A 14,344-nucleotide genomic window follows, 5' to 3' on the forward strand; every position below is an offset into this window, starting at 1 on the left:
CCGAATCCTCACGTCGGGCGCGGGCAGCGCGGGCCGATCTGGTGAGCCTCCGGTCATCATGGATGCAAGGGACCTGATGCGCGGCAGTGTGTCGCAGACCCGGAATCACCCGATCGGCACCGGCCCGCCCCGGCGTGAGGAGGCCTCTCCCGGCCGGCCGCGTCTCGGCGCGAGATCCGGACCTGGCCTGGCCGCTGCGCTGCTGCTGTGCGCGGGCCTGCTGCCCGGCGCTGCCCACGCTGCATCGCTGCTGCAGCCCCCTCCCCCCTGTCCCGTCGCCATCCCGGCGCATCCGCCCGCCACCGCGCAGGTGTGGCGCGTCAGCGACTTTGGCGCCATTCCCGACGACGATCTGGCCGATGACGAGGCACTGCGTCGCGCGCAGGCCACGTTGCGTCCCGGCGACTGGCTGGTGTTTGAGCCCGGCCTCTACCTGCAGGCGCACAGCGTGACGATCGACCGGCCCGGCCTGACGCTGTGGGGCCCGGGCGCGACGCTGCAGGCGCTCGATCCGGCCGACCATGCGCTGCGGCTGCAGGCCGACGGCGTGCGGCTGGCCGGACTGACGCTGCGCGCGCGCACCGACCGGCGCCGCGACGCGCCGGCGCAGTCGCGGCTGGTGCTGCAGGGCGCCGGCCAGGTGGTGCAGCAGGTGCGCATCGAGGGCGCCGGCGCGGCCGGCATCCTGGTGCTCGGCGCGCGCGGCTTCCTGCTGGCCGACAACCGGATCCGCGCCACGCTGGCCGACGGCATTCATGTCAGCGGCGGCAGCCGGCAAGGCCGCATCGAGAACAACCAGGTGAACGATGCCGGCGACGACCTGATCGCGGTGGTGTCCTACGACAGCGATCCCGCGCCGGTGCAGGACATCCTGGTGCGCGACAACCAGGTCGCGGGCGGGCGCTGGGGGCGCGGGCTGGCGGTGGTCGGCGGCGAGCGCATCACGCTGGCGAACAACCGCATCAGCGACGTGCTGCGCGCCGCCGGCATCCTGGTGGCGCAGGAGGGCCCGTGGCGCACCCGGGGCGTCGATCAGGTGCGCATCGAGCGCAACCGGCTGATGCGCATCGGCCGGCCTCAGGATGCGGCGCAGGCCGCCGGTGCGCCGACCGGCCATGCGGCGATCGAGGTGCATCGCCACGAGACGCCGCCCGGCGCGGCCGGCATCGGCCGGCTGCACCTCGAGGACAATCGGGTCGAGGACAGCGGCGTGCCGGCGCTGCGGCTGCGCGACGGCCGCCTCGATGCCGGCGCCAGCGGCGCGCGGCTCGACTGCCCGGCCCTCAGTACGCGTTGAGCACCACGCCGGCGATGTCGGCGCGGGTGCGGCGCAGCCGCTCGACCAGCAGATTCATCGCCCGGGCATCGGTGCGGCCGTTGCGCCCGACCAGCACCGCCTGGCCGCAGGTCGCGGCGATGACACGCGCGTCGGCGCTGTCACGCGCCGGCGGGGTGTCGACGATGACGCGGTCGAACTCGCGCTGCAGCTCGCGCAGCAGCACCGCGAACAGCGGCTGCTGCAGCAGCTCGAGCGGATTGGGCGGCGGCGCGCCCACCTGCATGACGAACAGCCCCGGCAGTTCGGCCGAACGGTCGAAGGGCCGGGCGGGACGGCGGCCGTTGAGCAGGTCCGCCAGGCTGGCGCGCTCCTTCAGGCCGAAGACGCGGTGCAGCGCCGGTGCGCGCAGATTGCCGTCGACCAGCACGGTGCGCTCGCCGAGCTGGCTGAAGGTGATGGCCAGATTGGCCGCGACATGGGTGCGGCCGTCGCCCCGGTCCGGACTGAGCACCGCCAGCGGCACCCGCGGACCGGCCAGGATGCGGCTGCGCAGCTCGCGAAAGGCCTCGGCCTGGGCACCGTGCGGATCGGTGGCCACCACCAGCCCGCCGGCGCCGAAGCGGCTCAGGTCCAGCGCGCACGGATAGTTGAACTGCATCGACAGCGCCCGCAGCACGTCGGCCTGGCTGGCCAGATCGAGCGCGACCGCCGCCTCGCCGAAGCGCAGTCCCATGCGCCGCTGCACCACCAGGATGTGGGCGATGTCGCCATCGGACAGCGGCCGCAGCGTGCGCAGCAGCTCGCCGATCGGCCGGGCCGGATGCGCCGACACCACCGCCGTGGTCGGTGCAGGCTGCGGCGGCAGCGCCATCGGGTCGGGCCGCGGCTGCCAGGCGGCCAGCACCGCCGGCACGATGTCGGGCTCGGCCGGTGCCGGCGGCATCGACACGGGGGCGGCGGTGCTGGCGGCGGCGACGGTGGCAGGAGAGGCAGAAGCGTCAGGCATCGGGATCAGGCTCAGGTCGGGGCGGGAGATCGCGCGCGCGACGGGCTCCGGTGCGGTCGCCGCTGCGGGCTCGCCGTGAAAGGCGGCCCAGGCGCGCTCGACCTCGGCGGCGAAGCGCTCGCGGAAGCGCTCCGGCGCAAAGTCCTCGGCATGGCGGCGGCAGGTCTCGGGCGCGATCGGCGCGGGCAGCGCCTCGAAGGCCTCGACCGCGGCGATCAGCGCCTCGGGCGTCTGCGCGTCGAAGAACACGCCGGTGCGCTGCGCCGGGTCGCCGCGGCCGCGCACCGTCTCCAGCGAGCCGCCGCGGCCGTAGGCGATCACCGGCGTGCCGCAGGCCTGGGCCTCGACCGGGGTGATGCCGAAGTCCTCCTCGGCGGCGAAGACGAAGGCGCGGGCGCGCTGCATGTGGTCGACCAGCGTGGCGTCGTCCTGGAAGCCCAGCACCGTCACGTTCGGACCGGCGGTGGCGCGCACCTTGTCCATGTCGGGGCCGTCGCCGATGACCACCAGCCGGCGCTGCGGCATGCGCGCGAAGGCCTCGACGATCATCGGCATGCGCTTGTACGGCACCATGCGCGAGGCGGTCAGGTAGAAGTCCTCCTTGTCGGCGCGCAGCGCGAAGCGCGCCACGTCCACCGGCGGATGCACCACGCCGGCCTCGCGCCGGTAGACCTTGCGCACCCGCCGGCCGATGAAGGCCGAGTTGGCGACGAAGCGGTCGACGCCGGCGGCGGTGCGGCTGTCCCACAGCCGCATGTAGTGCAGCATCGCGCGGGCGAAGGCGCCCTTCAGGCCGCTGTCCATGCCGGACTCGCGCAGGTACTGGTGCTGCATGTCCCAGGCGTAGCGGATCGGCGAATGGATGTAGCAGACATGGAGCTGGTCCGGCCCGGTCAGCACGCCCTTGGCCACCGCGTGGCTCGACGAGACGATCAGGTCGTAGCCCGACAGGTCGTGCTGCTCGACCGCCAGCGGCATCAGCGGCAGGTAGTGGCGAAAGCGCTTGCGCGCGCCCGGCAGGCGCTGGATGAAGGTGGTGCGCGCGACCCGGCCGCCCAGGAAGCCGCGCTCGCCGGGGCCGAGAAAGTCGACCACCGCATACAGGTCGGCCTGCGGGTAGATCTGCAGCAGCTGCTCGACCACCTTCTCGCTGCCGGCATGGTTGACCAGCCATTCGTGGACGATGGCGACGCGCTCGGGGCGGGACGGGGAGAACATCGAAGATCCCTCAGGCGAAATGCAGGTCCATCAGGTCGGCGAACTCGCGCGCGGCCCGGTCCCAGGTGAAGCCGGCGGCACGCTGGCGGCCGGCCTGGCGCAGCTCGGCCGCCAGCGCGTCGGAGTCCAGCAGCCGGCGCAGCTGCGCCGCCAGCGTGGCCGGATCGTCCGGGTCGCAGTAGAGCGCGGCGTCGCCGCAGACCTCGGGCAGCGAGGCGCGGTCGGAGGAGATCACCGGGCAGCCGCAGCACATCGCTTCCAGCGGCGGCAGGCCGAAGCCCTCGTAGAACGAGGGAAAGACGAAGCAGGCCGCGCCCTCGTAGAGCGCGCGCAGCTGCTGGTCGCTGACATAGCCGGTGCGCTGCAGCCGGCGGTCGTCCAGGTCCAGGCCGCCGGCCTGCGCGAAGATGCGCGCGTTGCCGCCGCCGGCGGCCACCAGCACGATGCCGGGATCGTCCAGCAGCGCCATCGCCTTCAGCACCGCGGCGAAGTTCTTGTTGTGCGACAGGCTGCCGACGGCCAGCACATAGCGCCGGCCCTGCAGGTCCAGGCGCTCGAACACGGTCGGATCGGCGGGCAGGCGCAGGATGTGCTCGCCGCCCTCGGGCAGCACCTCGATGTCGAGAAAGGGCCGACCGAAATGGCGCACCAGCTCGTCGGCGCTGAAGCGCGACACCGTGGTGACCACCCGCGCGCGGTGCATCACCGAGTCCAGCATGACCCGGTACCAGTGGCGGAAGGCGAAGCCGTAGTTGCGCGGATTGGCCACCGCCGCCGCGTCGTGGATCACCACCATCTGGCGCTGGTGGCGCCAGGGCGCGGTGTTGCACAGATTGACCAGCGGCTCGTCGCCGGCCAGCGCCGGCAGCTCGGTCTGCTCCCAGCGGTGGCCCTGATGGCGGCCGGCGCGCGCCAGCGCCAGGCCCGGCGGCAGCGGCGTGACCAGCCGGGCATCCTGCGGCACGATCGCACGCGCCTGCGGCAGCAGGCCCAGCCGCGTGCCCGCGCCCAGCAGCTCGATGGCGAAGCGGTCCACGCCGGTGGCGGGGCGGGTCAGGAAACGGGCGTTGATCAGCATGTCGGTGTTTCCCGGCCGCTCAGGCGGCGATGCTGGCGGGCCAGCCGGCCCGCCAAAGCGCGCGGCAGCAGCAGCACGCCGGCCATCCAGCCCAGCATCAGCAGACGCTCGCCCAGGCGCAGATCGGGCCAGCGCAGCACCGCCCGCAGCGCACGGCCGGCCGTGCGTGCGCGCGGCAGCGCCGGATCGGCGGGGCCCAGGCGCAGGCCCATGACCAGGGTGCGCGCCTCCCAGGGCGCCAGCGCCAGCTCGCGCCGGCGCGGGATCACCAGATGGTCCAGCGCAGCAGCCAGCGCCTGCTTGCCCTGCAGGACACGCCGGCAGGCCTCCCGCAGCGCGCCGTGGCGGGCCGAGGGCAACCAGTCGTCCGGCCCGGCGCCGCGGTAGGCACCCAGCGGCTGGGGCAGCGAACGCACCACGCCACAGGCCGGCGCCAGCAGGATCGGCACGGTATCGGCGCCGGCCTGCCAGGGCGACTCGTCCAGCGGCAGCACCCGCGCCAGGAAGTCGCGGTGGAAGACATTGCCCGAGCATGGCGGCGAGCCATAGGCGCCGAACTCGCGCAGCAGCGCCAGCGCCTGTGCACCCTCGTGCAGCCGGCGCGGCAGCTGGCGGCCCAGCGGCCGGTCATCCGCATCGACCAGATCGAGGCGAAACTGCAGCTTGCTCACGCCCGGCGCCCAGGCGGCCAGCACCTGCGCGGCCGCCTGCGGATAGAGCCAGTCCTCCGACTCCAGGAAGAGCAGCAGCTCGCCGCGGGCGGCGGCGAAGCCGGCGTTGATGGCCGCGGCCTGACCCACCCCGCCGAGCGCGATGCAGCGCAGCTGCGGCGCCATGCGCCGGATCACGCCGAGCGAACCATCGCGCGAGCCGTCGTCGACGACGATGACCTCGACCGCCCCGGGCTGCTCGCGCGCGAGGGTCTGCGCGCAGGCCGACTCGATCGCATGCGCGACGAAGCGCTCGCGCTGGCGGTTCAGCACGACGATGCTCAGGCGCGGTCGCTGCAGCATGTTCATGGCTGGCGGCCTTCCGGCGTGGACGTGGAGGCTGACGCGGGCGTGGGGACCAGCACCCGCGCCAGCAGCAGCGCCAGCACGATGCCGCAGGTCCAGGTGAAGGCGCGCGCGGTGCCCAGATAGGGATAGCGGTACATCTCCATGAAGCTGATGAAGAAGATCGGATAGAGCAGCACCCCGGCCAACCGGCCCTCGCGGTAGGCACGGAAGGCCATGCCGCTGAGCAGGCCGACCGCGCACATGTAGACCACCGCGCCGGTCAGGCCGAGGTCCGACACCACCGCGTACAGGCCGGAGGGGCTGTTGAACTCCGGGTCCTGGTAGGTGAACAGGTGCTGCTCGAAGGTGCGCCCGGCATAGCCGGTCAGCGTCGAGAAGGGCTGGCCGAGGCCGAGCGGCGCGCGGTGCAGCCACTCGAGCGTGAACTCGAAGGTCCAGGTCGGCCAGGCGGAGTTCGCCAGCAGGCTCGCGCCATTGTTCAGCGAGGTGTAGTAGTAGCTGGCGAAGCGCCCGAGCGCGAACTCCCAGAAGTCCAGCCGGCCCTGGTAGGTGTCGGACGCCCAGGAGCGCGCGTACTCGGCCGCACCGAAGTAGAGGATCACCAGCGGAATGGCCGCGAACGGCCCGGCCACCCGCAGCAGCGTGCCGGCCGCGCCCGGGCGCGCCGCTGCCCAGCGGCCCACCGCCAGGCCCAACGGCACCAGCGACTCGATCAGCGCCAGCCGCTCCGACCAGACATAGACGCGGAAGGCGGTCAGCAGCGCCAGCACGATCGCCAGCCCATGCAGCGCGCGCGGCAGCGGCAGCGCAGGGCCCTGGCCCGCCGCCCCCGGATCGAGCCGGCGGAACAGGTAGAGCGAGAAGAACACCGGCGTGACATTGGCCAGCGAGGTCAGCCCCGGCGTCAGCTCGATGCTGTCGCGCTCGGGCTTGTAGGCCCCGCTGAGGATCGCCCACAGCAGCGCCGGGTCGAGCAGGAAATCCCGGAACCAGACCGAGAAGGCCAGCACCGCCACCAGGCCGATGGCCAGCGCGGCGCGGTCCGCGCCGACGCCCAGCGGGCGCGGCGCGCCGGCACGCGGCTGCAGCTGCGCGCCCAGCGCGCCGCCCAGCGCCAGCGCCGCCAGCAGCAGGCCGCCGAGCATCAGCCAGCCCAGGTCGAGCACCTGCACGCCGCGGATCGTCAGCGCCGGATGGCGCACCTCGCCGGCCCAGGCGATCAGGAACATCAGCGGCAGCAGGAAGCCGCAGGCGATGCCCGCCGGCGAGCTCCACCACGGCATCGAGGCGGTGCGGGCTGCCCTCATCGCGCCCGCCCCGGCCGGCAGCACGCCAGCACCGCGCCCGACAGCAGCAGCACCAGCAGATCGGCGCCCAGCAGGGCCCAGCCGTAGGCGCTTCGCCCCACCCACTGTGGCAGCAGCGCCAGCAGCGCGCAGAACAGCAGCGTCGCGGCGGTCTGCACCAGCGCGTAGTGACGCTCCAGCCCGAAGGCGATCAGCGACTGCTGACCGAACAGCGCCGCCACCGCCTGCAGCGGCACGCTCAGCGCCAGCAGCAGCACCAGCGCCACCGCCAGCGGCTCCTCGCGGTGAAATACATAGCCGACGATGTGCGGCGCAGCCAGCATCGCCAGCGCGCCCACCGTCAGGCCGATGGCCAGCATCGCCGCCAGCAGGCGCCGGCCGAAGCGCAGCGCCTCGTCCGGCGCGCTGGCCGCCAGCCGCGCAAAGCGCACGAAGCCGAACTGCTGCAGCGGCAGCTGCACCGCCTGCCCGGCCATGCGCACCCGCAGCGCCAGGCTGGCCGCGCCGACGGTGGCGGCGTCCGCCTGCAGGCCCAGCAGCGCGATGCCGCCATTGGTCAGCATCGCGCCGTTGACATTGCCCGAGACGATGGCCGAGGCGCCGCGCAGCAGCTGCCCGATGCGATCGGCCTCCAGGCCGGCGCGGCGCGCCAGCCCCCGGCGCAGCAGCAGGAACCAGGTCAGCGCGCTGGTGGCCAGCGACACCAGCGCGTAGACCGCCAGCGCGCGCTCCATCGTCGCCAGGCGCGGCACCAGCGCCAGCAGCAGCGCGATGCCCAGCAGCCGCACGCCGGTGGTGACCAGCAGCAGCAGCCGGGTCTGCTCGAGGGCACGGGCATACCAGCCGGCATCCAGCGCGAAGCCGATCAGATAGGCCAGCGAGGCCAGCATCAGCGCCTCCTCGCCGGGCGGGCGCAGCAGCAGCAGCAGCGCGCCGCAGCCGCTGGCCACCGTCGCGCACAGCAGCAGCTTGGCGGCGGTGATGTTCCACAGCGTGCGGTGCGCATGGTCGGCATCGTCGCGACGGCGCGCGACCTCGCGGGTGCCGTACCAGTCGAAGCCGAACTCGATGATCATGCCCAGGAAGCCCCCCAGCGCCGCGTAGAAGGACACCACGCCGTAGTCGTGCATGCCCAGCGTGCGCCCGCACACCACCGCGAACACCAGCGGAAAGGCGAAGGTGGCGATCTGGGTCAGCGTCAGCTCGAGCAGCTGCAGGCGCACCGGCACAGGCACCGTCAGTCCCCGCGCATCACCACGCCGGCCAGGTCGACCGACTCGCGTCGCAGCGACTCGACCAGCGCGCCCAGCTCGGCGGCACGGGCGTGATGGCGCCGCGCCAGCACCAGCGCCTCGCCGCAGGCCGCAGCGATCACCCGGGCGTCGGCGCCATCGGTCGCGGCCGGGGTGTCGACGATGACCCGATCGAAGCGGGTCGCCAGATTGCGCAGCAGCGCGGCGAAGCGGCCGCGCTCGAGCAGCTCGAGCGGATTGGGCGGCGGCGCGCCGACCGGCAGCAGCGCCAGGCAGGGCAGCACGTCGATGCGCTGCGGCTCGGGCTGCCGCGCCGGGTCGGCCAGCAGCACGCTCAGCCCGGGCCGGTCCGGCCGGTCGGCCAGGCCGAACAGCCGGTGCAGCCGCGGCGCACGCAGGTCGGCATCGACCAGCACCGTGCGCTCGCCCAGCTGGCTGAAGGCGGCCGCCAGGTTGGCGGCGGCGTGGCTGCGGCCATCGCCCCGGCGCGGACTGACGATCGCCAGCACCCGGCCGGGCGGATGCGCACGGGCCGACCCCGGCCCCGGCCCCGGCATCGGCGCCGGCACCCGCAGCATCAGCTGCGCGCGCAGGTCGCGCCACAGCTCGGCGGCCGGTCCGTGCGGATCGGCGGCAACGCTCAGCTCGGCCAGATGGGGATGCGCCGCCACATCGACACAGGCATAGCCGAACTGGCGCGCCAGCGCCTGCTGCAGCTGGGCGGGCTGCACCAGCCCGAGCTGCAGCGCCGCCTCGCCGAAGCGCAGCTCGCGCTCGGCCTGCAGCGCGACGATGCGGGCGATGTCGGCGTCGCCCAGCGGGCAGACGTCGCGCAGCAGCTCGCCCAATGGCCGCTCGCCCGGCGGCACCGCCACCTGCAGCAGCTGATCATGTCCGTCGCGCGGGCTCATCGGCCGACCTGCCGTCATGTCCGGCCGGCCCGGCCCGGGCCGCGCAAGGCCGGAAAGGCCGCCACCGGCGTGCGGGCGCCTGGGCGCGACGACGGGATCTCGACCAGCAGCGGCAGACCCAGCAGCTCGGGCACATCGTCGGCGCAGCGCAGCCGGCGGTCGCGCAGCTCGGCCAGCAGCGTCGCGCCCAGCGCCAGCACGCTGCCCAGCACCGCTGCGATGCCCAGGTTCACGCCCAGCAGCGGCGAGGAGGCCTGCGCCGGTGCGGTGGCCTGCTTCAGCACCGAGACATTGCTCAGGCGCGCCTGGCGCTCGGTGCCGCTCTGGGTGGCGCGGCCGGCCACCGCGTCATAGGCCTGCTGGGCGTTCTGCACGTCGCGCAGCAGCACGCGGGCCTCGTCGCGGCGGGTGGTCAGCTCCAGCACCCGGGCTCGCTGCTCGTCCAGCGCGGCCTTCGCCTGCGCCAGGCGCTGCTGGTTGACGTTGTCGCTCAGGCCCAGGCTGGAGGCGACGCGGCGCGACTCGGTGGCGAGCTGCCGGCGCAGCCGCTCGACGGTGGCGCGCTGCTCGAGCATCTGCGGATGCTGCTCGCCCAGCCGGGCGCCCATTTCGTCGAGCCGCGCCTCCTGGCGCGCCAGATCAGCCGACAGACCGGCGACCACCGGATGCGCCAGCACCTCCGGCGCCCGGTCCGGGCTGGCCGCGGCCTGCGCCCGGCGGCTGCCGGACTCGCCGGCCTGCGCTTGCAGCGCCACCAGCTGGCTGGAGAGCTCCGACAGGCGCGCGGTCTCGATGTCGACCCGCTCGTCGCTGCCGACCGCCAGCAGGCCATGCTCGCGCTGGAAGGCCGACAGGCGCTGCTGCGCTTCCTCCAGCGCGGCACGCAGCTGGCGCGCACGCGCGTCGAAGAAGTCGCTGCTGCCGCGCGCCGGATCGAGCCGCAGCGCCAGGCTGGTGTCGACGAAGGCCTGCACGAAGGCATTGGCAAGGCGCGCCGCCTCCTCGCGGCTCTCGGCGGTGTAGGCGATCGAGATCACGCCGGATTCCTTGGCCGGGCGCACCTCCAAGCGCTTGCGCATCGCGGTGGCCAGCCAGGCCTCGAAGTCGCCGACGCCGCCGGTCTCGTCCTGCCACTTCGCCCGCGCCGGGCCGTCCGCGCGGCCCAGGCCGGTGGCGGCGATGACCGCCCGCGCCACCCGCTCGCTCTGGATCAGGTCGACCTGCATCGCCATGTAGGTGCTGGCCTGCGGCGGCTGGGCATCGCCCGGCGCCACCGGATCGGCCGCCCGGGCGTCGACCAGCACCATCGCCGTCGCGGTGTAGCGGGTGGGCAGCAGCAGGCTGACCGCGAGGGTCAGCCCGAGCACGGCCAGCAGGACCGCCAGCGCAAGGCGCCAGCGCGCACGCAGGGCCATCAGGAAACGGGCAAGCGACATGGAAGGTCAGTATCTGTATTACGAATTGAAACCCATGAATCCTTGGCAACCATTGGATTCAGATGATCAACATGGGCGAATGGACCCGATCTGGCGTCGTGATGCCATCCTGCAGGCACGGGCCAAGTTCATACATCACCGCCCATCTTTTGCACTTCATGGCGCTCATGCAGCGATCTTTAGACTTTCACATTTCAGGGCCCAACTTCTGGACAGGCGCGCCACATGACTGAAGGAGGCCGCAAGGTCATTCATCTGCGGGACAGGTTTTCGGGTGAATAATGCACGAAAACAACGCAACATCCGCCAGCCCCACCGTCTCCGAGAGATTTTTGTATGAAATCGAAACAGTCGGCAGGCCCGCGCTCGGACCGGACGCTGCAGGAATTTGTCGGTGGCGCCTGCCGCTTCAGGCGCCGCAACCAGGCGCGATCGGGCAGCCGGCTGGCCCGGCTGCAGCTCCGGCTCGACCAGTTCGCCGCACTGCTGCTGCTGCTGCTGTTCGCGCCGCTGATGGCGGTGATCGCGCTGCTGGTGTGGCGCCGCGACGGCGCGCCGGTGCTGTTCGGCCACTACCGCATCGGCCAGCACGGCCGACCCTTCCGCTGCCTGAAGTTCCGCAGCATGTACCTCGACTCGGAGGCGATGCTGCGCGAGCTGCTCGAGCGTGACCCGGCCGCGCGTGCCGAATGGGAGCGCGACCACAAGCTGACCGACGATCCGCGCATCACCCCGATCGGCCATTTCCTGCGCCGCACCAGCCTCGACGAGCTGCCGCAGCTCTTCAACGTGCTGCGCGGCGAAATGAGCCTGGTGGGCCCTCGCCCGATCACGCTGGCCGAGCTGCCGCGCTACGGCCAGGTGCGCTGGCACTATCTGAGCGTGCGCCCGGGCATGACCGGCCTGTGGCAGGTCAGCGGCCGCAACGACACCACCTACGACGAGCGCGTCGAGCTTGACCGCGAGTTCGTCGAGCAGCACAGCCTGAAGCTGCGGATCAGCATCCTGCTGCGCACGCTGCGGGTGGTCATCCGGGGCAGCGGCGCCCGATGAGCACCGTCCTGCATCTGGTGACCCGGCTGCGGCCGGGCGGCCACGGCGGCACGCTGTGGCCCACGCTGATGGCGCTGGCCGACGGCCAGCTGATGCAGCAGGTGCTGCCGCTGGCGGCCGGTGCCGGCGCGCTGCAGGCGGCACGGCTGCTGAGCCCGGAGTCGGTGCAGCTGCTGCCGGTGCCCGCGATCCGGGCGGTGGCCACCGCGCTGCGACGCGTGCTCGACGCGCCGGCGCCGCCGCAGGCCCTGCACCTGCACGGCCTGCCGGCGCTGCTGAGCGCGCGCCATGTGCTGCAGGGCCGACCCCGGGCCCCCATGCCGCTGTTCCTGCACCAGTGCAGCCGGGTGCTGGCCCAGAGGCTGCTGCAGGGCATGCCGGAGCGCAGCGTCTTTCTCGTCGGCCCGGACCGGGTCGATCCGCTGGCCGCAGCCCCGCTGCCCGGCGCGGTCGATGCGGCCTTCTTCAGTCAGCCGCTCATCGCGGACACCGTCCCGCGCATCGTGACCGCGGCCACCGGCGATCCACAGGCCGACGAGGAGATCGCGCAGGCCTTCGCCGAGCTGGCGGTCATGCTGTCGGGCATTCAGGCCGCACGCCAGCCGGCCTTCGCCTGGATCGGCCCGGTCCCCGGACCGGTGCGCGCGCTGCTGCTGGCCGCGCAGGTGAAGCTGCAGGAAATCGCGCTGGCGCAAGCGCCGGCACGCGCCCGGGCGCTGGCCCAGGCCTGGATCTATCTGGCGCCGGATGTGGCCGGCCGCGGCGCGGACCGGCTGGCCGAGGCGATGGCGGTCGGGCTGGCCTGCGTGGCCGCGCCGGCACCGGCCTACCGGCTGCAGATCATCGATGCGCTGTCAGGCGAGCTGCACGCGCGCCGCGCCGATCTGCTTCAGGCGCTGGCCCGGCTGCTCGAGTCGGATGCGCTGCGTCTGGCGATGGGCCGTGCGGCGCGGCTGAGGGCGCGCCATCAGCACGGTCATCACCGCTTCCGCGCCTCGCTGCTGCTGGCGCACGGGCTGTCACCGCTGCCGGTGCTGCGCCACGAGGCCGGCCATGCGACCCCGGCGGTGCCCGGCGCGCCCGCGTCGCCGGGCTGAACCCACGGGCCGGGCCGCCGGTCAGGCGTGCAGGCCGTCGCGTGCCAGGCGGAACACCGCCATCGCCTGCACCATCTGCTGCGCTTGCTGGCGCAGGCTGTCGGCGGCTGCGGCAGACTGCTCGACCAGCGCGGCGTTCTGCTGCGTGGTCTGGTCCATCTGCGTCACCGCCTGGCCGACCTGGCCGACGCCGGTGCTCTGCTCCTGGCTGGCCAGGCTGACCCGCTCGATCATCTCGCCGACATGGCGGATGTGGTCGACGATCTGGGTCATCGTCGCGCCGGCCTGATCGACCAGCTGCGAGCCCTGGTCGACACGGGCGACGCTGTCGGTGATCAGCGACTTGATCTCGCGTGCGGCCGAGGCCGAGCGCTGCGCCAGGTTGCGCACCTCGGCGGCGACCACCGAGAAGCCCCGGCCCTGCTCGCCGGCCCGCGCGGCTTCAACGGCCGCGTTCAGCGCCAGGATGTTGGTCTGGAAGGCGATGCCGTCGATCACGCCGATGATGTCGGCGATCTTGCGCGAGCTCTCGTTGATCGCGCGCATCGTGTCGACCACCTGGGTCGTGACCTCGCCGCCGCGCTGCGCGGCCTGGTTGGCCTGGCTGGCCAGCACGCTGGCCTCGCGGGCATTCTCGGCGTTGTGGCGCACCGTCGAGCCGAGCTGCTCCATCGTCGCGGCCGTCTGCTCGAGTGCGCTGGCCTGGTCCTCGGTGCGGCGGCTCAGGTCCTGGTTGCCCTGAGCGATCTCCTGGCTGGCCGAGGAGACCAGCTCGGCATTGCCGCGCACCGAGCCGACGATCTCGACCAGGCGGGCCTGCATGCGCGACAGCGAGGCCAGCAGCTGGCCGGTCTCGTCGTCCGACTCGACCCGGATCGGCACCGTCAGGTCGCCTGAGGCGACCCGGTCGGCGATCTCGACGGCCTCGCGCAGCGGCGTGGTGATCGAGCGCGTCAGCCGCCAGGCCATCGCCACCGAGGCGATCAGCGCCAGCAGCGCACCGATGCCGACGACCAGCAGGCCCTGCTGCTTCGCCGCGTCGCTGGCCTGCGCTGCGGTCGCCGCCCCCTGGCTGTTGAGCGCGATCAGCTTCTCGAGCGAAGCCATGGCCGCCGAGAAGCTTTTTTCACCTTCGCCTTCGAGCAGCTGACGAGCCTCGCTGTTGGCATTGCTACGCGACAGCTCAAGGGTTCGCTGACGCACACCCAGCCCACTGACCAGATCGCCCTTGAAGCGGTCGTGCAGCATCCGCTCCTCGTCGCTGCTGATCAGCGCCTCATAGCCGGCGTGGATGCGCTCGAAGCGCTGCTGGATGTCGGCCATGCGCTTTTCGAGCGCCTGCATCGCCACCTCATCGGTGTTGAGCACATGCAGGGTGTCGACAATGCGCAGCTCGGCCAGCAGCGACCGCATCTGGTTGACACTCTCGACACTGGGCAGCCAGTTGCCGGTGATCTCGGCGCGGCGTTCATCCATCGCGCGCATCTGCACTACCGCGGTGGCGGCAATGGCCAGCATCAGGGCGGTCAGCACCGCAAAAGCCAGCGCGAGGCGTCGCGACAGGCCGAGTCGGCTGGGATTCATCTTGGCTCCTGGACAGCGACCGCCACGGACAGGTGGAAAGGAGCGCGACAGGCAGCGGCCGACCGTGACGCGCGACACGACGGCGCATCGTGCCCGCGGCCGA

General features: G+C 73.0%; 10 protein-coding genes and 1 pseudogene. 3 read left to right on the forward strand and 8 right to left on the reverse strand.

Annotated features, from left to right (window positions below; all coding sequences use genetic code 11):
- Positions 1–58 precede the first annotated feature (58 nt).
- Complete coding sequence (locus tag BW996_RS03045; protein WP_081838016.1) at positions 59–1,297, forward strand: right-handed parallel beta-helix repeat-containing protein; 1,239 nt, start codon at positions 59–61, stop codon at positions 1,295–1,297.
- Here BW996_RS03045 and BW996_RS22520 read toward each other — a convergent pair.
- From BW996_RS22520 to epsF, 7 genes are read right to left on the reverse strand one after another with little or no spacing between them, the layout of a single operon-like run.
- A complete protein-coding gene (locus BW996_RS22520; protein ID WP_081838015.1) occupies positions 1,284–3,503 on the reverse strand; it encodes a polysaccharide biosynthesis tyrosine autokinase in 2,220 nt (739 codons plus the stop codon). The two genes, BW996_RS03045 and BW996_RS22520, sit on opposite strands and share 14 nt — an antisense overlap.
- A gap of 10 nt (positions 3,504–3,513) precedes the next feature.
- Positions 3,514–4,581 carry a glycosyltransferase family 4 protein gene (locus BW996_RS03060; RefSeq protein ID WP_037479821.1) on the reverse strand — a complete coding sequence of 356 codons (1,068 nt, stop codon included), beginning with the start codon at positions 4,579–4,581 and terminating at the stop codon, positions 3,514–3,516.
- The gene (locus tag BW996_RS03065; protein WP_076458573.1) at positions 4,575–5,600 is read right to left on the reverse strand and encodes a glycosyltransferase family 2 protein; all 1,026 of its coding nucleotides are present in this window, start codon (positions 5,598–5,600) and stop codon (positions 4,575–4,577) included. The genes BW996_RS03060 and BW996_RS03065 overlap by 7 nt, the downstream gene beginning before the upstream one ends.
- The gene (locus BW996_RS03070) at positions 5,597–6,907 is read right to left on the reverse strand and encodes an O-antigen polymerase (RefSeq protein ID WP_139330720.1); all 1,311 of its coding nucleotides are present in this window, start codon (positions 6,905–6,907) and stop codon (positions 5,597–5,599) included. The genes BW996_RS03065 and BW996_RS03070 overlap by 4 nt, the downstream gene beginning before the upstream one ends.
- Positions 6,904–8,142, reverse strand: a complete 1,239-nt coding sequence (locus BW996_RS03075) for an oligosaccharide flippase family protein (protein ID WP_162177961.1) — start codon at positions 8,140–8,142, stop codon at positions 6,904–6,906. Before BW996_RS03075 ends, BW996_RS03070 begins: the two co-directional genes overlap by 4 nt.
- A gap of 2 nt (positions 8,143–8,144) precedes the next feature.
- On the reverse strand, positions 8,145–9,071 hold the full coding sequence (locus BW996_RS03080; RefSeq protein ID WP_051631721.1) for a cellulose synthase operon protein YhjQ/BcsQ: 927 nt from the start codon (positions 9,069–9,071) through the stop codon (positions 8,145–8,147).
- Positions 9,072–9,085: 14 nt separating this feature from the next.
- A complete protein-coding gene (gene epsF / locus BW996_RS03085; RefSeq protein ID WP_076458576.1) occupies positions 9,086–10,507 on the reverse strand; it encodes a chain length determinant protein EpsF in 1,422 nt (473 codons plus the stop codon).
- 468 nt (positions 10,508–10,975) lie between these two features.
- Between epsF and BW996_RS03090 the strand changes: the two are divergent.
- Together BW996_RS03090 and BW996_RS03095 are read left to right on the forward strand one after the other, a co-directional pair.
- Positions 10,976–11,560: pseudogene (locus BW996_RS03090) on the forward strand (sugar transferase); the annotation flags it as partial.
- Entirely contained in the window at positions 11,557–12,657 is a 1,101-nt protein-coding gene (locus tag BW996_RS03095) for a glycosyltransferase family protein (RefSeq protein WP_037479813.1), read from the forward strand. The pseudogene BW996_RS03090 and the gene BW996_RS03095, both read left to right, overlap by 4 nt.
- 21 nt (positions 12,658–12,678) lie before the next feature.
- Here the strand turns inward: BW996_RS03095 and BW996_RS22425 are convergent, their stop codons facing one another.
- Positions 12,679–14,241 carry a methyl-accepting chemotaxis protein gene (locus tag BW996_RS22425; protein ID WP_076458578.1) on the reverse strand — a complete coding sequence of 521 codons (1,563 nt, stop codon included), beginning with the start codon at positions 14,239–14,241 and terminating at the stop codon, positions 12,679–12,681.
- Positions 14,242–14,344: the final 103 nt, after the last annotated feature.

Source organism: Sphaerotilus natans, assembly GCF_900156335.1.
Taxonomy (GTDB): Bacteria; Pseudomonadota; Gammaproteobacteria; order Burkholderiales; family Burkholderiaceae_C; genus Sphaerotilus; species Sphaerotilus natans.